Here is a 21,265-nt window from a genome sequence, read left to right on the forward strand (position 1 = left end):
GTCTGGAAGACGGCATGGCTGGTCGCGCCGCGGCCGCTATTCATGGCCGGGACGCAAAGACCGAGGCGTCTCAAGCCGGACCCGTCGAACCACAGCTCCTCTATTCGTAATGCCGGACCGCCACCGCCTTGCCGGTCGTGGCGGCCTTTGCCACCGCTTCGGCGCCGGCGAGCGCCGCTAATCCGTCGCGTCCCGTGGCGCGGGGGCTGCCGGTTCCGGCGATGGCGCCCAGGAATTGATTGACGGTATCCGCGTAGAGATCGTTGGCGCGCAGCGGGATCGACTCGTTGTGTCCATTCACGCGCCGCGTCAGCGTTCCCGTGGAACGCTGCGCCAGCGTGCCGGCCGCGATCAGCGCTCCTTCCGAGCCGAGCGCTACGACCTGGCTTTCCACGTCGGGCGTGACGAAGCTCTCATGCACCTGAACGAAAGCCCCGCCACTCATCTTCAGCGCATACATCGCATGATCGTGGACGGTGTTGGAGCCGAGCGCCACGCCCGCGCCCAACGCGACCGCCGTCATCGGGATCTGCTCCAGCAGGAACGAGGCCAGGTCTACGTCGTGGACGCTGAGATCGAGATAGATGCCGCCCTCGGCCGCGTCCTTGATGCGCCAAGATTGCAGAACGGGCCGGAGATAACCGGCATGGACGATCATCAGCGAGCGGACGACGCCTATCTCCCCGGCCGCGATCATCCGCTGCATCGTCTGGTGCACCGGCGACGATCGCAGATGGTGATTGACGGCAAGCACCACGCCGGCCTTGTCGCAGGCACGCACCATCCTCAGCGCGTCTGCGGAACGGGTGGCCAGCGGTTTGTCGCACAGCACGTGTTTGCCGGCCGCCGCTGCGGCCAGCACCTGATGCCGGTGCTGGGTGTTGGTTGAGCTGACATAGACCGCAGCGATCTGCGGGTCGGTGAGCAGCACGTCAAGATCGGAGCAGGAGCCCGGAATGTCGAGGTCGCGCGCGAAGGTGGCGGCCCGGGCGCCGTCGTGACTCATCACGCTCAGCAGCCGGCCGCCGGTGCGGCGGATCGCGTCGGCCATGTATTCGCGCGCGATGGTGCTGGCTCCGATAAGGCCCCAGCCAAAGCCGTCGAGGGCCTCAACCGTCGAAGGGCGCGGCCCAGCCGCGGCCAAACCCGACACTATGGTATTTTTCGCTTTTCGCAGGGCCATCGAAACACGCTCCAGTCAGGTGATCGCGACCCATTGGCGACGCCGCGAGGAATCGAGGCAGGCGTCGACGATCTGGGTGATATGATGGCCGCTCTCGAAGGTCGGCCACATTTGCTCGCCGGTGACGATGGAGCGCACCACCTCGGCGATCTCGATCTGCTTTGATTCATTGTAGCCGAGCGCGAAGTTCGCGATTGGGAGGAACGCGGCATAGGTGGCGTTCTCCGGCCCGACGTCGATCTCGCGAAAACCCCGGCGGCCGACGCGATCTTCGTTGGTGTAGAAGCGCAGGCGGTTTACCTCATCATAGTCGTAGGCGATGCTGCCCGTCGTGCCGTAGATTTCATAGGTCTGCATGAATTTGCGGCCGGTCGCGACGCGGCTAAAATCGACGATGCCCATCGCACCGTTCTCAAAGCGGCAGAGCAGGTTCGTGGCATCGGTGTTGGTCACTTCGGCCATGTCCTCGGTACCGGAAAGCGCGGCAGCGCTGCCGTAGTTGAACCCGGCGACTACGGGACGCTTGTGCGTGATGATCGCACAGTCGGCGATGAGTTCGGACACGCGCCCTACCAGCCGCTCCATGAACGAAAAGACGTGACTGCCGGTATCGCCGACGATGCCCGTCGGCGCGAGCTTGCCGTCTGCGCGCCACATGAAGGGTGCGTTCGGATCGCCCAGCACATCGACATGCTGGCACGCCTTGAACAGCTTAATGTCACCGATCTCGCCGGAATCGATGATGTCCTTGGCAACGTCGTGGATCGGATTGCGCGGAAACGCGTGACCGACGCGTGTGATGACGCCCTTCTTGGCCGCGATGTCGGCGAGCTCGCGCGCTTCGGTCGCCGTATTGGCAAGCGGTTTTTCGCAATAGACATGCTTTCCCTGGAGAAGCGCTGCTTTGGCGACCTGGTGGTGCAGGCTATCGGGAAGGCAGATATCGATTAACTCGACGGACGGGTCGGCCACGGCAGCGCGCCAGTCGGTCGACGTTTGCGCATTCGGGACCAGCCTGCCGGCCTTTTCCAGTGCGGGTGCACTTCCATCGACGAGCCAGGCGATTTCTGCCGTGCCTTTGTCCGAGCCAAAGATGAACGGGATGTTCTGGTAGGACATAGTGTGGACCTTGCCCATCCAGCCGCAGGCACCCAGAACGGCTACTTTCACGGATCTACTCATTGGTCCTCCTGTCCACTCGAATTAACGGACCAGTTCGGCACGCAGCTTTGACGCAGCGCGCAGTGTGACCGCGGCGATGGTCAGTGCCGGATTCACAGCAGCCGACGTCGGCAGCACGCTCGCGTCCATGATGTAAAGGTTTTCGACGTCGTGCGATCGGCAATGGGTATTGACGACCGAGGTCGCCCCATCGGTACCCATCTTGGCCGTGCCGCATTGATGCGACGGCGTACGACGATCGAAAGCGCGCGAAAGCACGACTGGAAAGCCGGCCGCCTTGAACACGCCACGCACCCGCTCAACCAGCGTCCTGTGGCCGAGCATGTTGGAGCGCTGCCAGTCGAGCACGATCGCCGACCCGTCAACCATGACCCGGCTTGCGGGATTGGGCAGGTCCTCGCTCATGACGTACCAGTCGAAGGAATAGCGGGCGATCAGCCCCGTAACGAACTCCGGCACGCTGGGCATGTTGGCCTTGAAGATCGGTCCCGATATCTTGCCGAGCAGTTGCACGTTGCCGAGCGGAAAGCCGGTCTTGGGATCGTGCAGATAGAAGTCGTTGAAGCCGAAGGTTTTGGAATGGACCGCGGTGTTGCGCAGGCGGGGATCGAGCGTGATCATCGCGGTGCAATTGTGGTTCATAAAGTTGCGGCCGACTTGGTCGGAGCCGTTGGCGAGACCGTTCGGATGCTGCCCGTTGGCCGAGCGCAGCAGGAGCGCCGCGGAATTGACCGCGCCTGCCGCCAGGATGAAACGTTTCGCGCGCACCGGCATGTCCTGCCCGTTGTGGCGGATCGTTGCTTGCGTGATCGTCTTGCCCGAGGCGTCCGTGTCGAGGCGCAGCACCTCCGCGCCGGTCAAGAGCTCGACATTGTCGTGCGCGAGTGCTGCCGCGAGCGGGCCAGTCTCCGCGTCGATCTTCCCGGTAAAAGTGTCGGGAAAGGCATCCCATGGAGTCGGTGCGCGCTTCAGCCACGCGACATGATCGATTGCGACCGGCAGTGAACTTGTGTGGATGCCGACGTTCTTCAGCCGCTGCCGAGCCTTGCCGATCGAGGGCTCGTCCGGAATGGCGGGAAAATCGTAGGCCGTTGAATGCGGCGGCTCCGTCGGGTCCTCGCCGATTTGACCACGCACGCGGAACAGGCGCTCTGCCTTGCCGTACCACGGTTCGATCTCGTCGTAATCAAAAGGCCAACCGGGCGTGCTGCCTTCCATATGCCGCTGCGGGGCGAAATCCTCCGCGCGGTTGCGGTACATGATTGCGCCATAGAATTTAGAGTTGCCGCCGACATTGTAGAAATTGCCGGGGCTGAAGGGCGCTCCCGTGCCGTCGAGCCAGACTTCCTTCGTGCGGAAATGTCCGCGCTGAAAGATAGCGCGCTCGTCGCGCGTCTCCGGCGTGTCCCGAAGCTGCTCGCCGCGTTCGAGGATGAGGATCTTGGCGCCCGTATCGGCAAGCACCGAAGCCGCCGTTGCGCCGCCGATACCCGATCCGATGATGACGATGTCGGCGGAAAGCTCTGCTGGCCGGATGTTGGTCATGCGGCCTCGACCGCTTGCCCATAGCCGACGTTCTTGCGCGCGAAGCGGCGTACCCGGACATTGGCCTGCTCGGCATGGCCGGCAAAGCCTTCCATGATGCAAAGCCTGGAGCAGCGCTCGCCAATCATGGCCGAAGCCTCGTCAGTCGTGATCCTCTGATAGGTGCAGGTCTTCAGAAACTTGCCGACCCAAAGGCCGCCGGTATAGCGCGCGGCGGTCTTGGTCGGCAGCGTGTGATTGGTACCGATCACCTTGTCGCCATAGGCAACGGTCGTGCGATGGCCGAGGAACAGCGCGCCGTAGTTGGTCATGTTGTCGAGAAAGTAGTCAGGATCGGCGGTCATCACCTGGACATGCTCGGAAGCGATGCGGTCGGCTTCCGCGACCATCTCGTCCAGTGTGTCGCAGACGATCACCTCGCCACAGTCTTGCCAGGCCTGGCCGGCAATGGCCGCGGTCGGCAGGATCGTCAGCAGCCGCTCAATCTCACGCATCGTGTCACGAGCCAGTTTTTCGGAATTGGTCAGAAGCACCGCCGGCGAATTCACGCCATGCTCGGCCTGGCCGAGCAGATCGGTAGCGCACAGCTCGCCGTCGGCCGTATCGTCGGCGATCACCAGCGTCTCCGTCGGTCCGGCGAAGAGATCGATGCCGACCTGGCCGAACATCAATCGCTTGGCCTCCGCGACATAAGCGTTGCCCGGGCCGGCCAGCATATCGACGGATTTTATCGTCTCTGTGCCATAAGCCATCGCCGCGATCGCCTGGACCCCGCCCATGCAGTAGATCTCATCTGCACCGGCAAGATGCTGGGCGGCGACGATCATCGGCGCCGGTCGCCCCTTGAGCGGCGGCGCGCAGGTGATGACGCGGTCGCAACCGGCGACCTTTGCCGTCAAAACCGACATATGTGCGGAGGCCAGTAGCGGGTACTGCCCACCTGGCACGTAGCAGCCGACATTTTCGATCGGGATATGTCGATGGCCGAGGATCACGCCGGGCAGCGTCTCGACCTCGATGTCGAGCAGAGAATCGCGTTGCGCTTGTGCGAAGTTGCGCACTTGGTCCTGCGCGAAGCCGATGTCGTCACGCTCGCGAGTCGTAAGGCTGTCGACACAGGCTCGGATTTCGGCATCGCTCAGCTGGTAGGACGGCCGGTCAAGTCCGTCGAATTTCATCGACAGTTCCCGAACCGCCGCATCGCCGCGAACCGCGACATCCGCCAGCAGCGCCTCCACGGTCGCGGTCAGCTTCGCGTCCCGCGCAAACCCCGCAGCAGCCTTGGACGATTTCAGCCGTCTGATCATGTCTGGACCTTTTGGCGAGGCGTTTCATCGCCCCTCATTCGAGAGTGAGGCCGGAGCGGCGCGTTTTCGGGAGACAACCGCTTTTGCGAAATCACATATGCTGTTCGAGTTCGCGGCCGGCGGCGTATTCCGCCTGCTCCTTCTCGTAGTAGGCGGGCGACGGGAAATCCCACCAGCCAGTGACGAACGGCCCGGCCGCATCGCGTGAGGTGGTCACCTCGACCAGCGCCGGCGCGTTGGAATCGAGCGCAGCCTTCAGCGTCTTTTCCAGGTCGGCCGAGTCCTCGACCTTCCAGGCTTCCATGCCGAAGTTCTTGGCCACTTCGGCAATGTTGGCGGTGTATGGCTCGCCATTGCCCTTGTGGTGGTTGAACTCGCTGCCGACGTGGCGGCCCATGAATTTGCGCTGGCCGCCGCGGATCGACATGTAGCCGCGGTTGTTCTGGACCAGGAACACGGCAGGGATGTCGTTCATGACGGCCGTGCCCATTTCCGGCAGCGACATCATGAAATCGCCGTCGCCGACCACTGCAACGACCTGGCGGTCGGGTTGCGCCAGCTTTGCGCCAAGGGCCGCCGGGACCGCCCATCCCATCGGGGAGAACGAGCCCGAAGTGAGATGCGTTCGCGGCTCATAAACCGGGAAGGTCTGCTTGACTGCGCCCTGCGTGTTGCCCGACCCGGCAAGGATGATGCCCGAGCGGTCCATCACCTTGCGCAATGCGCCGAGCGGTCGCTGCGATGTGAAGGGGCTTTCGTTCGAGTCGCGGCGCGGCGCCAGCATCTCTTCCCATTCCGCCTTAGCCTTGCGGACATCGGCATGGAAGCGGTCGCGCCGGCTGAGCGCGCGGCTAGCCTGCTGGTCCGAGATCAGCGCCAGCATCGCCTCGAGCGTGGCGCGGGCGTCGGCGACGATACCGACTTCGGTCGGGTAGTTCTTGCCGATCTCATGATGGTCGAGATCGACATGGATAAGCTTGCCGGGCGGGATGGAGAAGGATGCGCCCTTGCGATAGCTGGACGCCGACCAGTCGGTGAAGCGACAGCCGACCGACATGACGACGTCGGCGCTGGCCGTGATCCGATTGCCGCAGGCCGTGCCGGTCTGGCCGACAGCGCCGATCGACAGCGGATGATCCTCGGGGAAGGCACCCTTGCCGTTCCAGGTCGAGGAGACGGCGGCTCCAACCTTCTCAGCCAGCGCAAGCAATGCCTCCGAGGCGTTGGCGCTGATTGCGCCACCGCCTGCGATGATGACCGGCCGCTCGGCCGACAACAGCAACGCCGCCGCTCTTTCGACTGCGACGGGATCGGGATAGGCGACGCCAATCGCCATGCGCGAAGCGAGCGGGTGGATGGTCACGTCGGCCGCCTCGGTCTGAAGGTCCATCGGCACTTCCACATGCACCGGACCGGGCCGACCCGACAGCATGGTGTTGAAGGCACGGTGCATGATGAAGGGCAGTTCGTCGACGCGGCCCGCCTTGTACACGCGCTTCGTCACCTGCTCGGTGATGCGCGGGAACGCGTTCTCTTGCTGGCGCTCCAGCTCCTGCATGACGCCGTGGCCCTTCATGTGCGTCGCCGGACCGCCCGAAACATAGAAGGCCGGAATGGAGTCGGTGTAGCAGGTCGCCAGACCGATGATGGTGTTGGTCGCGCCCGGGCCGATCGAGGTCGAGCACGCCATCGGCTTGCCCGATGCCCGGAAATAGCCATCAGCCATGTGCACCGCGCTCTGCTCGTGCATGACCTGGATAAACGGGATCTGCGAGCCGGACTCGAGGAATGCGTCGAATAACGACCAGATGCCGTGACCGGGAACGCCGGCGACATATTCGACGCCGTATTCCTTCAAAGCTCGTGCTACGATCTGTCCGCCCGTCAACTTCATGGATTCCACCTCGTTTTTCGTGTGGCCGGCGACCGCTCGATCTCGGTGCCCGGCAGCAGGATTGAGGCAGAGTTTCAGGAAATTGTCCTTGACGCACAATTTCGCAGACACTTGAATATTGACGCGACATGACGCAACATATGCGGCATGTGACTTAAAGTGGGCGGGATTGATGGAACACGATGGAAACCAGGTAGCTCACTTTTCGGCCAACCTGCGCCTGCTCTGCGAGCGCCACGGCTCGATCTCGGCCGTCTGCCGCAAGATCAATCTTAACCGTCAGCAATTCAACAAATATCTTTCCGGGCTGCACATGCCCTCGCCGCAGAACCTGCGGCTGATCGCCAATTACTTCGGCCTCAGCGTGCCGATTCTGTTCTCGCAGCCGGATGAGTTCCGCACCCTCGTGGAGGGCAATTTTTTCCACGCCATGGAAAATGTACGCCGTTCGCCCGAGCTCAACAAGTTCGTCGAAGCGATGATCGTCGAATCGAGCGGTGACCAGAAAGAGGTACTCGGCGTCTGGGACCGCTACCAGTACTCGTCGATCTACAAGGGGTTCGTCCTGCGCTCGGCGTTCTGCATCTACAAGAACAATCAGTTCCTGCAGCACTATTACATCGAGCGGTTTCCGAGCTACGACGATCCAACGAAGACGGAGTACGTTTTTAAGTATTATGGCTTCGTTTTTCCGGTCGCAGGCCGACTTTTCACCGCCGACTTCGAGGGCATCCAACGTAACGAGCTGACCTTCGGCGTCTATGCGCCGGTCAAGCGCAGCTCATCGAAATTCATGTTCGGCATCGCCACAGGCATCGCCGCCACCATGTTCCGCCAGCCCTATTCGACCAAGGTGGCACTGCACTACCGGGGGCCCGGGCTGCTCAAACGCGAGCACCTCAACGCACTGACCGTGCTCGATCGCGGCGACCCTTCAATCCCACGCGAGGCCTTGCAATTCCTCGGCGATGGCTCGGAAATGATCCAGCTCGGCTGACGCAATCCGACGCGGCCAAAGCGTCAAACACGCTCGCCAATGTGTCCGCCACGAAATTGCGGGAGCGTGCGCGGCCGTGTCAATTGGCGCGGTCCGGCAGTGCGCCGAACGTCTGGTCAGAAGGAGCGCGAATTTTGGCAGGCCCCGTCAATTCGACCATGATGCCGTTTTCCAACGTGGCGCACCTGCCACTCCAGGAAAAGCTTCGCGCTACGCGCTTGGCCGGATTCGGCGAACTCTCGCTAATGCCGCTGGAGGTCGAGCGGCTGTTGGAAGGCGGCATGAGCTTTGCCGAGATGAAGTCACGAGCAGCCGACGACAGCATCTCGATCACCCGGCTCGATCCGCTCAACACCTGGCCGCGCATCTGGCGTCCCGACAACATGGACGAAGCCTATATCCGCACCGTCGACACGGCGCCGGACGCCTTCTTTCGGCTGATCGATGGACTGGGTTGCACGCATATGAGCCTGAATGCCACGTTCCCGTTGAATGCGATGTCGATCGACGAGATCACCCAGCAATACGCCGCCATATGCCGTCGCGCCGCGACCTACGGGGTAATTTGCGATCTCGAATTCATACCATTGTGGGGCGTCCCGACGCTGGAGATGGCTTGGCAAATCGTCAGTGCAGCGGACCAGCCGAATTCCGGTCTGGTCTTCGATGTCTGGCATTTCGTCCGCAGTCGCTCGAAGCTCGACACGCTTCGCCAGATTCCCAGCGGCATGATCCACTGCCTGCAACTGAACGACGGGCCGCTCGATCTTCCGGCCGGCATCTCGATCAAGGATGATTGCTACAACAGGCTCTTTCCGGGCGACGGCGACTTTCCCAATGTGGAGATCATCCGGATCCTGGCGGAGGGCGGCGGCCTCAACCAGGTCGGACCGGAGGTCTTTTCCCCGATGCTGGCCGCCATGTCGGTCGAAGAGATCGCAACGAAATCCGCGGCCTCGATCTCTGCAGTTCTCGATGCGGCCGACATAAGGGCCTGATGGCCCAATCTATCCCGGTGGCAGATACCTCGGTTTGGAAGCAATACTTCGCGCGGCGTGCGCAAGATCGCTTCAGGAAACCCTGTCGTGCGAAATTGTTAACCGGCGCGAAACTGCGGACTATCACCTGGCAAGAGCAGGCGACGGATCGGTCAATCTGACGACCTGCCGACGGGAACCATGACTGCGCCGTTGATCGGCGCCGACGGCCTCGGACGGAGCCGGCTCGGATGGGCGGCGATGGACGAAGCCCTGCGGGAGTGCTGCAAATGATTCTTACACGCACGAGAACGGGGACATTGCTGGCCACGCCGGCGATACTCTACATGCTCGTGTTCTTCATTGTACCGAGCCTGACCCTATTCGCCTACAGCTTCTGGTCGTCCGCATCCTACCGCATCGTGCCGGACTTCCAGTTCAACAACTATCTCGGCTCGCTAGCCTCGCCCGTCTTCTGGAAGGTTACCTTCAACGCCATTCGCATCGGCCTGTTCACCGCCACGGTCACGCTGATCCTGTCGATCCCGGTCGGCTACTATCTTGTCTATGTCAGCCGTTCGCAGACCATCCTCTATCTCATCCTCATCACGTGGTTCTCGAGCTATCTGGTGCGCATCTACGCCTGGCGCACGCTGCTCGGCACCAATGGCGTGCTCAACACTGTGCTCCTGCAGCTCGGCGTCATCGATCACCCGGTCTCGGCTTTCCTGTTCAGCCCGTTCGCGGTGACGATCACGTTGGTCCATATCTACCTGCCGTTCTGCATCCTGCTCGTCGTGTCCTCATTGAGCGAGATCAAGCGCGACCTGATCGATGCGGCGCGCGACCTAGGCACGTCATCGATAGGCGCGTTCTTCAAGGTCATCGCCCCCAACGCTGCCAACGGCCTGATCGGCGCCTTCATGCTGACTTTCATCCTTGTCGCGGGCGACTACGTGACGCCGCAGATGCTGGGCGGTTCATCTGGACAGACGACGGGCCTCCTGATCGCTGACCAGTTCCGCAAAACCGGCAACTGGCCGCTCGGTGCGGCGCAGGCCTTCCTGATGTTCGGTATTTCGATCGTCCTTTACGCGTTCATCACGGCGTTTGGCCGCGCCACCGGCCTGATCGTCAAGCGGCGGGCGAAAACCGAGCGGGAGATCTGACTGTGCTGTTGCGGATCATCGTCTGGGCCATCCTGGCCTTCCTGCTCGCGCCGCTCTTGATTATCGTACTGTTCTCATTCCATGCGTCGCCGTCGCTGTCCTTCCCCTTCGCGGGATTTTCGCTGCGTTGGTACGAGGAGTTGCTCGGCAATGCGCAACTGGCTTCCGCGGTGATCAAGAGCCTAACGGTTGCCCTTCTCACAGCACTGGTGACCCTGCTGCTCGGCGCTACGGCATCGTTGGCCTGGCTGCGCTTTGGCCGTGCCGGCCGCGGCATGATCGAAGCGCTGACTGTGACGCCGATCGCGCTGCCGGGCCTGTTCGTCGGCGTGTCGCTGCTCGTCCTCTTCGCCCAGTCAGGCACTCAGCTCTCGACCGTCACGATCGTGATCGCCCATGTCGTCATCGCCATCCCGATCCTGATCGTCGCCATGAAGGCGCGTCTTGCCCTGTTCGATCCTTCGCTGGAGGAGGCTTCGCGCGATCTGGGCGCTTCGCAGATACAGACCTTTGCCCGCGTTACGCTGCCGCTGATCGCGCCGACATTGATTGCGTCCTCGATTCTCGCCTTCGCGGTTTCCTTCGACGAATTCGTGGTGACGTCATTCGTCGCCGGCACAGAAACCACGCTGCCGATGTATATCTGGTCGATGATGCGCCGCACGGTGACGCCACTCGTCAACGCCATCTCGACGCTCGCCCTCTTTTTCTCGATCGCAATCCTGGTTGCGTCCTGGCTGATCGGTCAGGCGCGCCGCCGCTCCGCGATCGCCGGCCGCGTGGAACAGTTGGAGCCTTTGCCATGACCAATCCCAAGACGATCATCGATATCCGCGATGGCAAGAAAGTCTTCGGTAGTTTTACCGCGCTGACCGACATCAATCTGTCGATCCGCCAAGGCGAGATCCTGACGCTGCTCGGACCATCCGGGTGCGGCAAGACTACGCTCATGCGCCTCATCGCCGGGTTCGAGACGCTGACTTCGGGGACGATCAGCATCGACGGCAACGACTGCGCCGGCACGCCGCCCGAACGCCGGCCTGTCAACATGGTGTTCCAGCGCTACGCACTCTTTCCGCATCTCGACGTGTTCGAGAACGTCGCATTCGGCCTGAAGGTCAAGGGTTTGCCGAAGTCCGAAGTCAAGGAGCGGGTCAATCGCATGCTGAACATCGTGCAGTTGGACAACTTCGCCAACCGTTACATAGACGAGATCAGCGGCGGCCAGAGCCAGCGCGTGGCGCTGGCCCGCGCGCTGGTAAACGGCCCCAAGGTACTGCTTCTCGACGAGCCGCTCGCCGCGCTCGACTTGAAAATCCGCCAGCACATGCTGGCCGAGATGAAGCGCATCCATGCCGAGACGGGAGCCACCTTCGTCTACGTCACCCATGACCAGGACGAGGCGATGATCCTGTCGGATCGCGTCGTGCTGATGGAAAAGGGCCGCATCGTGCAGATCGACCGGCCCGAGGACATGTACGCCAGACCGAAATCGTTGTTCGCCGCGAAATTCCTCGGGGAAACCAATCTGTTCGATGCGACCGTCAGCGCGGTCAATGGCATCGGCACCACTGCGGTCACGACGGCCGGGATTCCCTTCCTCGGCGCCGAGACTGAGCATCGCCAGGTATCGGAGCGCATCATCGTCTCCATTCGCCCGGAGTCCTTGAGTTTCCAGGGCGGTGAGGCGGCGCAGTCGGCCGAAGGCACAGTCGAGGATGTCGTCTTCATCGGCAGCCGCTCGTTCTACACCGTGCGCCTGGACGACCAGTCGCCGGTCCGTATCCAGGTGCAGCGCAACGGCCATCTCGCCTTGCCGTCAGTTGGCGACCGAACCCGCATCTATTGGGATTCGGCCAATGTCATCATGCTGCCGCACGCCTGACGCGGCGCCGAAATTGTGCACCTTCCGACGAGGGCATTCGCACATTGACGCACGCAACGCGCCATGAAGCGCCGGCATTCGATACCATGCGAAATTGTTTGGCGGCGCGGATGCCAACACAATCAAATTCTTAACGGATCTCAAAAAGGGGAATTCGACAATGAGAAAAATCTGGTCCACCGACGAAGTCATGCAATTCGCAACGAGCCGCCGATCATTTCTTGGCGGCGCAACAGCCCTTGCCGGCGGCGCGATGCTCGCGCCTTTCATCCCCAATCTGGCACACGCCGCCTCTGGCGACTTGCAGATCATGGCTTGGGAAGGCTGGGAGCTGACCGACGAGCTTGCCGACTGGATTTCGAAAAATAGCCTCAACGTCGAAGTCTCGGCGATGGGCAACCAGGATGACGTCACCACGAAGTTTAGCGTGCCCAACCCGCCGCCTTTCGACGCCGCCGAATACAACCAGGGCTACGCCGACCTGTATCTCGACGTTTTGAAGATCACCAAGCCGCTCGACAGGTCCAAGCTGCCGAACTACAGCGCCGACAACCTCTTCGACGTCTTCTACGACAAGCCGACCTGGTTCCGGAACGGCGAACTCCATGGTGTGCCCTATGCCTGGGGCCTCAACACCATCGTGTACAATCCCAAGCTGATGGACAAGCCGACCAGCTACAAGGACCTGCTCAAGCCTGAGCTGAAAGGTAAAATCGTTCTGGTTGACGACACGCTTGTCACGTGGCCGGTCGCTGCCGTTCTGGCCGGCTTCACAAGTTTCCCGAACTTAACCAAGGACGAAATGGCCAAGACGTTCGAGCACCTGAAGCTCTACCGCGATCAGGCCCGCACCATCAGCCTGACCTACGGCGACGTGGTGTCGCTCATGGTTTCGGGCGAGGTCGCCGCCTGTTTCGCGGGTTGGACCGGCATCCCAACGGAGACGGCCAAGCAAGGGGTCGAGACGATCTACACGATTCCTAAGGAAGGCGCCGCAACCTGGTGCGACGCCTGGTTCATGCCGCCTGGCGCAGACAATGAGGAAGCCGCCTACGAATTCTTCAACCAGGCGATCTCGCCGGAAGTGCAGGCCAAGGTCGTCACCCGCAATGCAGCCGGTGTCGTCTCGTCGAAGGCGGTCGATCTGCTGCCGCCCGAGACCAAGGCGCTGTTCGACTATTCCGATGTCGAAGGGATCTTCAAAGCTGCTCCGCTCCTCGGCATTCCGCCGCTCGAGTCGGAGCAGTATGCGACCTATGCCGACTGGGTCGCCGCCTGGAACGAATTCAAGGCGGGCTGAGGCTTCCGTCACATCCAGCCAGAAGGCGCATCCTCCCCGGCGCTCTCTACGGACGGCAGCTGCGCTTGCGCGGCTGCCCGTCCGCCCATCGTACCGCTTGTGCAACAGAGACAGCCTCATGCCAGACTATGTCGTCATCGGTGGCGGCTCCGCCGGCTGCGTAGCCGCGTCGCGGCTCTCGGAGGATGCCGGCAGTTCCGTGCTTCTCCTGGAGGAAGGGCCGGAGGACCGCGCCATCGAAATCCATCTTCCGGTGATGGTCTATAAGACCGCGACCGGCAGTCTGCTGCAGCGGTTCGAACAGGAGCCGACCGCCGAGAACCCAAAGGCAACGCCGCCGACCATGGTGCAAGCGCGCGTGCTGGGCGGCGGCAGTTCCGTCAATGCGATGCTCTATATCCGCGGCATTCCATCAGACTATGACGGCTGGGCCCAGCAAGGCGCCGAGGGTTGGGCCTACAAGGACGTTCTGCCCTTTTATCTGCGCGCCGAGGACAACGACACGCTAGCCGGCGAGGCGCATGCATCCGGCGGGCCGCTGAAGGTTTCCAATCCGCAGTATGTCAGCCCGTTGACGCGGACCTGGCTCAAGGCCTGCCAGCAGGCGGGGATCCCCTATGTCGCCGATTTCAACGGCGGCGTGCAGGCCGGCGCGGGCCTTTACCAGATCACGGCGCGCAACGGCCGCCGCGCCAGCGCCTCTATCTGCTATTTGAAGCCAGCGCGCAGGCGGCCAAACCTCAAGGTGCAGACTGGCGCCCGAGCTATGCGCATCCTGGTCGCGAACAATCGCGCCGTCGGGGTCGAATACGTCCAAGGTGGGCGCACGCTCGTCGCACGCGCCGAGCGCGAGGTCATATTGTCGGCCGGTGCAATCAACTCGCCCCGCCTGCTGCTGCTTTCCGGCATCGGTCCGGCCGAGCATCTGCGGCAGGTCGGCGTGCCCGTCGTGCATGACCTACCGGGCGTCGGCCGCAACCTGCAGGACCACATGGACTGCTACCTGATTTATGAACTCAACGGACCAGACGGCTACGACAAATACAAGAAATTGCATTGGAAGCTTTGGGCCGGCCTTCAATACGCACTGTTCCGACAAGGGCCAGTCTGCTCAAACATCATCGAGGGCGGTGCGTTCTGGTGGGGCAACGCCGACGACCCGCACCCCGACCTGCAATATGCTTTCCTTGCCGGCTCCGGCATCGAGGAAGGCGTTGCGCGGATTGAAAGTGGAAACGGCTGCACGTTGAACGTCTGCCAAACCCGGCCACGGTCGCGGGGCTTCATCGAATTGCGTTCGCCTGATCCGTTCGCACCGCCACGCATCGTGCCGAACTATCTTTCCGATCCCTATGACCTCGACACGATGGCTGAGGGCGTTCGGCTAGGACAGCGGATCATGGCGCAGGCGGCGCTTGCCCCCGTGATCAAGCGCGAGCAGTACCCAGGCCGGCCGATGCAGACGAAAGAGAACTATCGCGATTACGTCAAGGAGATGGCGCAAGGCGCTCTGCATCCGACCGGCACCTGCCGGATCGGCAACGACCGGATGGCAGTGGTCGACAGCGAGTTGCGGTTGCACGGCCTCGGCGGCCTGCGCGTCGCTGACGCCTCGGTCATGCCGAGTGTGCCCTCAGGCAACACCAACGCGCCATCGATCATGGTCGGAGAACGTGTCGCCGACTTCATTCGCCGCGGCCGCAACGCGCGTTAAACCGAAGCGATTTTCTTATGCAGGAGGCATAGATGAACGACAGAAAAGGAATGCCGGCATTAGCCGCCATGGACCATATCGGTCTCGTGGTGCCCGATATGAAGGAGGCGATTGCCTTCTTCGGAGATGTGATCGGCTGCGACTTCATCTATTCCGGCGGCTCGATGAAGGACGACAATGGCACCTTCATGCAGGACAAGATGAACATCCATCCGCGCGCCAACATGAAGGAAGTCGTCTTCATGCGCTGCGGGAACGGCAGCAACATCGAACTGTTCGATTTCGAGGCGCCCGACCAGAAGCGAATCTATCCGAGAAACAGCGACATCGGCGGCTACCATCTTTGCTTCTATGTGGAGGATGTCGAGGCGGCCGCCGACTATCTGGCAGCTAAGGGCGTCAAGGTCTTCGACCGGCCCGAACTCGAAAAGCAAGGACCGGGAGCCGGCGAATCCTGGGTTTATTTCGAGGCACCCTGGGGATTGCAGATGGAACTGATCAGCTACCCCAACGGCAAGGCCTACGAGACGGATGCACCAAAGCTGCTCTGGAAGCCGGCTCGGTAGCGGACGCTCGCAGCATTTGGGGCACGCGCCGTTCGGAGCCGCAGAGGTCTCGGAGTATTTTGCAGCCTGACCAATGCTTCCAGGTTCCAGAGGGCAAAAACCCCTCCCTATCCTTCTTCCCATCTGCCGGTCCGAATTGGCGTGGCAAGCGGGCGGTTCAATAACTAGATAACGAGGACGCCTTTCACTCTGACGTGGCATTCTCATGAAAAAAATCGGATTTCTGTCGTTCGGACACTGGGCGCCCTCACCGCAGTCGCAGACGCGATCAGCCTCCGATGCTCTGCTGCAATCCATCGAGCTCGCCGTTGCTGCCGAGGCGCTGGGCGCCGACGGGGCATATTTCCGTGTGCATCACTTCGCACGGCAACTCGGCTCGCCATTCCCGCTGTTGGCGGCAGTCGGCGCCAAGACCAGCCGCATCGAGATCGGCACAGCGGTGATCGACATGCGCTACGAGAACCCACTCTACATGGCCGAGGACGCCGGTGCCGCCGACCTGATCGCCGGCGGGCGTCTGCAGCTGGGTATCAGCCGCGGCTCGCCCGAGCAGGTGATCGACGGCTGGCGCTACTTCGGCTACGCCCCGCAAGAGGGTGAGAGCGACGCCGACATGGCCCGGCGGCACACGGGAGTGCTGCTCGAAGTCTTGCGCGGCAAAGGCTTTGCCCAGCCGAACCCGCGGCCGATGTTTCCAAACCCGCCTGGCCTGCTTCGCGTCGAACCACACTCGGAGGGTTTGCGCGACAGGATCTGGTGGGGCGCCGCGACCAATGCCACCGCGGAATGGGCGGCGAAACTGGGAATGAACCTGCAGAGCTCTACGCTCAAATTCGACGAGGGCGGAAAGCCTTTTCACATTCAGCAGGGCGAACAGATCCGGGCCTTTCGTGCGGCCTGGAAAGCGGCCGGTCACGAACGCGAGCCACGGGTGTCGGTGAGCCGTAGCATCTTCGCGCTGGTCGACGATCGCGACCGCGCCTATTTCGGCAGCAATGAGAGCGAGGATCATTTCGGCTACATCGAAGCGGACAGGCGCGCCGTGTTCGGCCGCACCTATGCCGCCGAGCCGGACGGCCTCATCGAGGAACTGAAGAAGGACGAAGCGATTGCGGAGGCTGACACGCTGCTGCTCACCGTTCCCAACCAGCTCGGCGTCGATTACAACGCGCATGTCATCGAGGCGATCCTGACCCATGTCGCCCCGGCCCTGGGCTGGCGCTGACGCCTGCGGCCAAAGCCCCTGCCCTTCCGCGAATGCTTCATCGCCAGGACAGCTGGTCCTTCGGCAGCCGACCGCTCGGATCGAACACGTTCACCTTGTGCGGAAGATCCGGACCCCAGTCCCACAGCACCAGATTGCGGTCCTCCGTCTCGGCGCCTGGAGCAAAACTCGGAACCAGAATACCGGCAATGCCTTGAGGCCGCAGTCGGTCATAGATGAACCAGGATGCAGGACGCTCTCCCCCGCTGAGAGCTGTCGCCCAGACGCAGGCCATGTCCTCGAACGTGACAGAAGATTCTCCCCTCCCCTGCTCCGTCGTCAGATCAGTGATGTCCCCGCAGTCCACCTCATAAGAGCACAGCACGCAGGGGTCGATCCGATGCGCGAAACCCTGGTTGGCTTCCTTGACCGCTGTCATTACGGTCAGCGCCAGATAAAGCGCCGGCACACCTTTGGGATTGAATCGGGCACCCCTGATCGCCGCTCCGTCACCGGAAGTCGGCTTGAATGCCCAACGTGGATCATGCGCCCTGTAGCAGGTTCCGACAAACCTCAAGCAAAGCCACCCAAAGCCATATGATCGAGATAGTCGCGAACGGCGGCGGCTTTGCCTTCCTTCACGAGGGCTTCGGCGGTGCGTCCGCCGAACGCCGGCAGCGGCTGGGCTCGGTACCAGGCCATGGCCTGTTCCTTGCCGCCCGCCCAATCGACCACGCGGCTGATGATCTCGAGCATTTCCCGTAGACGCCCCTGTGTCTTGGCCGTGCGGCTCCGCTCTAGCCGATAGAGGGTTTCGCGGGCAAGACCGGCGGTCTCCGCCAGTTGGCTCTTGGACATTCCAAAACCGCCCGCGACCTGGTCAATGGCAATTTTCCCGGCCCGGTCCATATATGACAAAACCAGAGGTTCATTCTGCACCGGTCTCTTAAGGGCCTGACCCATAGATCTCTCTCTTGTCATATCCATAGTCGCATTCACTGTGCAAAACATATGACAACTATCGACCGTCTTCAAGTCCCGGAAGCCGCCACGGGCCGTCCGATGTGTCCACGTGACGTGCTGCGCTTCGAAGCACTTGTCGTACGTCTGTCGAACACATCGATCGGCGGGACGCTGAGAATCGCATGCACTGCTCATTCGTTTCAGTTTAGCTCAGATGCGCCACCGACGATCATTTCTCATGGTTGACGTCCTGCAAGATCATTTCCGATGCCTTCTCCGCGATCATCACCACTGGAGAGTTGGTGTTGCCGGAAACGATCGTCGGCATAATCGAAGCGTCGACGACGCGCAGGCCGGAAATGCCGTGCACCCGCAGCCGGCCGTCGACCACCGCCATCGAGCCTGTGCCCATCTTGCAGGTGCCAACCGGATGGAAAATCGTAGTACCGATATCGCCGGCCTTGCGGACGAGATCTTCGTCGCTTTCATATTGCGTACCAGGCAGTACTTCCTGAGGCGCGAAAGGCGCAACTGCACGCGCCTTCATCAGGCGACGGACATGGCGGAGCGAGGCTACAGCCACGGTCTTGTCTACCTCGGTAGACAAATAGTTCGGCCGGATTTTTGGGGCAGTCTGCGGATCGGCCACCCCTATGTGGACAGTGCCGCGGCTTTCCGGTCTGAGATTGCAGACCGAAACCGTGACTGCGGGGAAGCGATGCAGCGGCTCGCCCAGCCGGTCAGTGCTCAACGGCTGGACGTGATATTCGAGATCGGGCGTCTCCAGGCGTGGGTCGCTTCTGGCGAAGATGCCAAGCTGGCTCGGCGCCATCGACAGCGGTCCGGTGCGACGGATGGCGTATTCGACGCCCATGGCCGCGCGGCTGAACAGATTGTGGTAGCGCTGGTTTAGGGTTGAGGCATTGGCGACCTTAAAGACTGTGCGGATTTGTAGATGGTCCTGCAGGTTCTCGCCGACGCCTTCGAGCGCGTGGCGAACCGGAATACCTGCGGCGCCAAGCACGTCAGGCCGGCCAACGCCAGAAAGCTCGAGCAGCTTCGGCGAATTGATCGCGCCAGCGGCAAGTATCGTCTCGCCTGCCCACGCACGATGCAACCGACCGCCCATGCGGAAGACAACGCCAGTGACGCAAGCTCCGTCGAAATCCAGGGTCTCGGTCTCGGCGCCGGTCACGACGCGCAAATTCGGCCGCCGCAGCACGCCCCGCAGGAACGCTTTCGAGGTATTCCAGCGCACGCCCTTCCTCTGGTTGACCTCGAAATAGCCCGACCCCTCGTTGGTTCCGCCGTTGAAATCGTCGGTCCGGGGAATGCCGAGTTCCTCGGCAGCATCGCGGAATGCATCCAGGATTGGCCAGGACAGGCGCTGCCGCTCGACGCGCCATTCGCCACCGGCACCATGGAGATCGTTGGCGCCACCAAAATGGTCCTCGGACTTGCGGAAATATGGAAGCACGTCGTCCCAGCCCCAACCAAGATTTCCGGCCTGCCGCCAGCCATCATAGTCGGCCGCCTGGCCGCGCATGTAGATCATGCCGTTGATCGACGAGCAGCCGCCCAGAAGCTTGCCGCGCGGATAGTTGAGCGTACGACCGTTCAGCCCGGTCTCCGGCTCGGTCTTCATTAGCCAATCGGTGCGCGGGTTGCCCATGCAATAGAGATAGCCGATGGGAATGTTGACCCAGTGGTAGCGGTCACTGCCGCCGGCCTCCAGAAGCAGCACGCGCATGCCTGGATTGGCCGACAGTCTGTTGGCCAGCACGCAGCCGGCTGAACCCGCACCGACGATGATAAAGTCATATTGTCCAAAATCGGCAGCGGTCTGTGTCAATTAAAGGTCCGTTCGCTTGCCATCCTGTCCCATAGCGGACCCATGGCCTGGTTGATCTCGCCATACAGACGATACCGCTGCTCATAGACCGGTGCGATCTCGCCATTAGGCTGATAGCAGCGGTCGGGCGCGGTCATCGCGGCGGCGCCCGCGGAAAAGTCGACAAACAGGCCGACGCCTGTCCCAGCTGCAATTGCAGCGCCCAGCGCACCAGTCTCGCGGCTGCGCGCTACGGTCACCGGCACATCAAGCACATCGGCGAATATCTGCGGCCAGATGGCGCTGCGCGAGCCGCCGCCCGAAAGAACCGCCTGGCTGACCGTGGCTCCTGCTCGACGCAGCGTCTCGACATGGCGCCGATGTTCGAAGACGACGCCCTCGAACAGTGCGCGCAGCATATGCGCCCGCGTGTGCCAGCCGGCGATGCCGTAGAAACCTGCACGCGCCTTGCCATTCTGCTGCGAGCCGTAAAGGAATGGATGGAAGATCGGCATGTCTCCCGCGGGATCGACGGAAGCAACAAGCTGGCTGCAGATATCGAATGGCGATCCACCTGCCGGCGGTGCATGCTCGAAGAACTCACGCACGATCCACTCGAGATTTGCGGCCGAAGTGGCGCTCGATTCGATGGCGAGGTAGCGCACCGGATCGAATGTCGACAGCATGAAGATCGACGGATCCCGGATCGGCTCGTCGGTGATAACCTGATTGATGCTCCAGGTGCCGGCAATGATGGAGGCGGCGCCGGTGCTGGTGACGCCCGAACCGATGGCGCTGGCGACGACGTCGAACAGGCCCGCCACCACAGGCGTGCCCGCCCTAAGGCCGGTGGCGGCGGCGACATCGCGCGTGATATGGCCGGCGATGTCAGAGGCCTCCAGCACGCTCGGCAGCAGTTCCATGCAATCGTCGAGACCGTAGGCGGCCAGCAACTCATGCTCGTAGCGTCGGCCGGGCATCTGCAAAAGCCCGCAGCCCGACATGTCCGAGGTCTCGGTCGAGCGTGCGCCGGTGAGGCGGTTGACGACAAAATCCTTGCACAGGAAGACGGTGCCTATTCGGGCGAAAAGCGCCGGTTCGTGGCGCTTGAGCCACGCCAGTAGCGTCGGCGTCTGCGCCGCCCAGGGCCGTTGCAGGCAGTGGGCATAGGTCCGGTCGCCAACGCCCGCGGCCGCCCATTCGCTCACAATGCCGACGCCGCGTGTGTCGAGCGACTGGATGCCGAGCAGCGGGTCGCCGCCGCGGTCCAACGCATAGAGCCCGTTGCCGTGGCCGGCGCAGCCGATTGCTGCGATGTCGCTAGGGTCGATGCCCGACTGGTCGAGGCACTGGCGGATGACCTCGACGGCGTTGCGCCACAATTCGCCGAGGTCCCGCTCGACATGGCCGGGCTTTGACATGCAGGAGCGGCCGTCCCGAGCGGCGAGCGCGAGCTCGCGACCGGCGGTGTCGAAAATGATGGCCTTGATGACGGTGTTGCCCGCATCAAGACCCAAAATGTATTGCTGCATTGAAGCTCCTCCCAAG

Annotated in this window: 18 protein-coding genes; 9 read left to right on the top strand and 9 right to left on the bottom strand. The window is 62.2% G+C overall.

Annotated features, from left to right (window positions below; all coding sequences use genetic code 11):
* Nucleotides 1-100 precede the first annotated feature (100 nt).
* The 5 genes from AC0L26_RS20865 to AC0L26_RS20885 form a co-directional block, all read right to left on the bottom strand.
* Nucleotides 101-1,183, bottom strand: coding sequence for a Gfo/Idh/MocA family protein (locus AC0L26_RS20865; protein WP_473634279.1), 1,083 nt, complete (start codon nucleotides 1,181-1,183; stop codon nucleotides 101-103).
* A gap of 15 nt (nucleotides 1,184-1,198) precedes the next feature.
* Nucleotides 1,199-2,365, bottom strand: a complete 1,167-nt coding sequence (locus tag AC0L26_RS20870; RefSeq protein ID WP_473634280.1) for a Gfo/Idh/MocA family protein — start codon at nucleotides 2,363-2,365, stop codon at nucleotides 1,199-1,201.
* Between the two features lie 21 nt (nucleotides 2,366-2,386).
* Entirely contained in the window at nucleotides 2,387-3,910 is a 1,524-nt protein-coding gene (locus tag AC0L26_RS20875; RefSeq protein WP_473634281.1) for a GMC oxidoreductase, read from the bottom strand.
* Nucleotides 3,907-5,217, bottom strand: a complete 1,311-nt coding sequence (hisD, locus tag AC0L26_RS20880; protein ID WP_473634282.1) for a histidinol dehydrogenase — start codon at nucleotides 5,215-5,217, stop codon at nucleotides 3,907-3,909. The genes AC0L26_RS20875 and hisD overlap by 4 nt, the downstream gene beginning before the upstream one ends.
* A gap of 91 nt (nucleotides 5,218-5,308) precedes the next feature.
* A complete protein-coding gene (locus tag AC0L26_RS20885; protein WP_473634283.1) occupies nucleotides 5,309-7,111 on the bottom strand; it encodes a thiamine pyrophosphate-binding protein in 1,803 nt (600 codons plus the stop codon).
* 172 nt (nucleotides 7,112-7,283) lie between these two features.
* Here AC0L26_RS20885 and AC0L26_RS20890 point away from each other — a divergent pair, with 172 nt between their 5' ends.
* The 9 genes from AC0L26_RS20890 to AC0L26_RS20930 all read left to right on the top strand — a co-directional run bounded on the left by AC0L26_RS20890 (nucleotide 7,284) and on the right by AC0L26_RS20930 (nucleotide 16,944).
* Nucleotides 7,284-8,108: a helix-turn-helix domain-containing protein gene (locus AC0L26_RS20890; protein ID WP_473634284.1), complete on the top strand. Its 825-nt coding sequence runs from the start codon at nucleotides 7,284-7,286 to the stop codon at nucleotides 8,106-8,108.
* Nucleotides 8,109-8,242: 134 nt separating this feature from the next.
* Complete coding sequence (locus tag AC0L26_RS20895) at nucleotides 8,243-9,106, top strand: sugar phosphate isomerase/epimerase family protein (protein ID WP_473634285.1); 864 nt, start codon at nucleotides 8,243-8,245, stop codon at nucleotides 9,104-9,106.
* 269 nt (nucleotides 9,107-9,375) lie between these two features.
* Nucleotides 9,376-10,254, top strand: a complete 879-nt coding sequence (locus AC0L26_RS20900) for an ABC transporter permease (RefSeq protein ID WP_473634286.1) — start codon at nucleotides 9,376-9,378, stop codon at nucleotides 10,252-10,254.
* A gap of 2 nt (nucleotides 10,255-10,256) precedes the next feature.
* Complete coding sequence (locus AC0L26_RS20905) at nucleotides 10,257-11,060, top strand: ABC transporter permease (RefSeq protein WP_354491805.1); 804 nt, start codon at nucleotides 10,257-10,259, stop codon at nucleotides 11,058-11,060.
* Nucleotides 11,057-12,139, top strand: coding sequence for an ABC transporter ATP-binding protein (locus AC0L26_RS20910; protein WP_473634287.1), 1,083 nt, complete (start codon nucleotides 11,057-11,059; stop codon nucleotides 12,137-12,139). Before AC0L26_RS20905 ends, AC0L26_RS20910 begins: the two co-directional genes overlap by 4 nt.
* 160 nt (nucleotides 12,140-12,299) lie before the next feature.
* A complete protein-coding gene (locus tag AC0L26_RS20915; protein ID WP_473634288.1) occupies nucleotides 12,300-13,439 on the top strand; it encodes an ABC transporter substrate-binding protein in 1,140 nt (379 codons plus the stop codon).
* Between the two features lie 118 nt (nucleotides 13,440-13,557).
* Nucleotides 13,558-15,153, top strand: coding sequence for a GMC family oxidoreductase (locus tag AC0L26_RS20920; RefSeq protein ID WP_473634289.1), 1,596 nt, complete (start codon nucleotides 13,558-13,560; stop codon nucleotides 15,151-15,153).
* Between the two features lie 32 nt (nucleotides 15,154-15,185).
* Nucleotides 15,186-15,719, top strand: coding sequence for a VOC family protein (locus tag AC0L26_RS20925; RefSeq protein ID WP_473634290.1), 534 nt, complete (start codon nucleotides 15,186-15,188; stop codon nucleotides 15,717-15,719).
* 205 nt (nucleotides 15,720-15,924) lie between these two features.
* Nucleotides 15,925-16,944 (top strand): LLM class flavin-dependent oxidoreductase, encoded by a 1,020-nt coding sequence (locus tag AC0L26_RS20930; protein ID WP_473634291.1) that lies wholly within the window; start codon nucleotides 15,925-15,927, stop codon nucleotides 16,942-16,944.
* 37 nt (nucleotides 16,945-16,981) lie between these two features.
* Here AC0L26_RS20930 and AC0L26_RS20935 read toward each other — a convergent pair whose 3' ends face one another.
* From AC0L26_RS20935 to AC0L26_RS20950, 4 genes are all read right to left on the bottom strand, one after another.
* Nucleotides 16,982-17,500 carry an RES family NAD+ phosphorylase gene (locus AC0L26_RS20935; RefSeq protein ID WP_473634292.1) on the bottom strand — a complete coding sequence of 173 codons (519 nt, stop codon included), beginning with the start codon at nucleotides 17,498-17,500 and terminating at the stop codon, nucleotides 16,982-16,984.
* Nucleotides 17,497-17,886 carry an antitoxin Xre/MbcA/ParS toxin-binding domain-containing protein gene (locus AC0L26_RS20940; RefSeq protein WP_473634293.1) on the bottom strand — a complete coding sequence of 130 codons (390 nt, stop codon included), beginning with the start codon at nucleotides 17,884-17,886 and terminating at the stop codon, nucleotides 17,497-17,499. Before AC0L26_RS20940 ends, AC0L26_RS20935 begins: the two co-directional genes overlap by 4 nt.
* A gap of 229 nt (nucleotides 17,887-18,115) precedes the next feature.
* Nucleotides 18,116-19,738 carry a GMC family oxidoreductase gene (locus AC0L26_RS20945; protein ID WP_473634294.1) on the bottom strand — a complete coding sequence of 541 codons (1,623 nt, stop codon included), beginning with the start codon at nucleotides 19,736-19,738 and terminating at the stop codon, nucleotides 18,116-18,118.
* A complete protein-coding gene (locus AC0L26_RS20950) occupies nucleotides 19,735-21,249 on the bottom strand; it encodes an FGGY-family carbohydrate kinase (protein ID WP_473634295.1) in 1,515 nt (504 codons plus the stop codon). Before AC0L26_RS20950 ends, AC0L26_RS20945 begins: the two co-directional genes overlap by 4 nt.
* Nucleotides 21,250-21,265 lie beyond the last annotated feature (16 nt).

The sequence above is a fragment of the Mesorhizobium sp. WSM4823 genome, assembly GCF_055811195.1.

Excerpts from the sequence above, each read along its gene's own strand:
- AC0L26_RS20865 (WP_473634279.1), bottom strand. The coding sequence starts at position 1,183 with ATGGCCCTGCGAAAAGCGAAAAATACCATAGTGTCGGGTTTGGCCGCG.
- AC0L26_RS20870 (WP_473634280.1), bottom strand. The coding sequence starts at position 2,365 with ATGAGTAGATCCGTGAAAGTAGCCGTTCTGGGTGCCTGCGGCTGGATG.
- AC0L26_RS20875 (WP_473634281.1), bottom strand. The coding sequence starts at position 3,910 with ATGACCAACATCCGGCCAGCAGAGCTTTCCGCCGACATCGTCATCATC.
- hisD (WP_473634282.1), bottom strand. The coding sequence starts at position 5,217 with ATGATCAGACGGCTGAAATCGTCCAAGGCTGCTGCGGGGTTTGCGCGG.
- AC0L26_RS20885 (WP_473634283.1), bottom strand. The coding sequence starts at position 7,111 with ATGAAGTTGACGGGCGGACAGATCGTAGCACGAGCTTTGAAGGAATAC.
- AC0L26_RS20890 (WP_473634284.1), top strand. The coding sequence starts at position 7,284 with ATGGAACACGATGGAAACCAGGTAGCTCACTTTTCGGCCAACCTGCGC.
- AC0L26_RS20900 (WP_473634286.1), top strand. The coding sequence starts at position 9,376 with ATGATTCTTACACGCACGAGAACGGGGACATTGCTGGCCACGCCGGCG.
- AC0L26_RS20910 (WP_473634287.1), top strand. The coding sequence starts at position 11,057 with ATGACCAATCCCAAGACGATCATCGATATCCGCGATGGCAAGAAAGTC.
- AC0L26_RS20915 (WP_473634288.1), top strand. The coding sequence starts at position 12,300 with ATGAGAAAAATCTGGTCCACCGACGAAGTCATGCAATTCGCAACGAGC.
- AC0L26_RS20920 (WP_473634289.1), top strand. The coding sequence starts at position 13,558 with ATGCCAGACTATGTCGTCATCGGTGGCGGCTCCGCCGGCTGCGTAGCC.
- AC0L26_RS20925 (WP_473634290.1), top strand. The coding sequence starts at position 15,186 with ATGAACGACAGAAAAGGAATGCCGGCATTAGCCGCCATGGACCATATC.
- AC0L26_RS20930 (WP_473634291.1), top strand. The coding sequence starts at position 15,925 with ATGAAAAAAATCGGATTTCTGTCGTTCGGACACTGGGCGCCCTCACCG.
- AC0L26_RS20940 (WP_473634293.1), bottom strand. The coding sequence starts at position 17,886 with ATGGGTCAGGCCCTTAAGAGACCGGTGCAGAATGAACCTCTGGTTTTG.
- AC0L26_RS20950 (WP_473634295.1), bottom strand. The coding sequence starts at position 21,249 with ATGCAGCAATACATTTTGGGTCTTGATGCGGGCAACACCGTCATCAAG.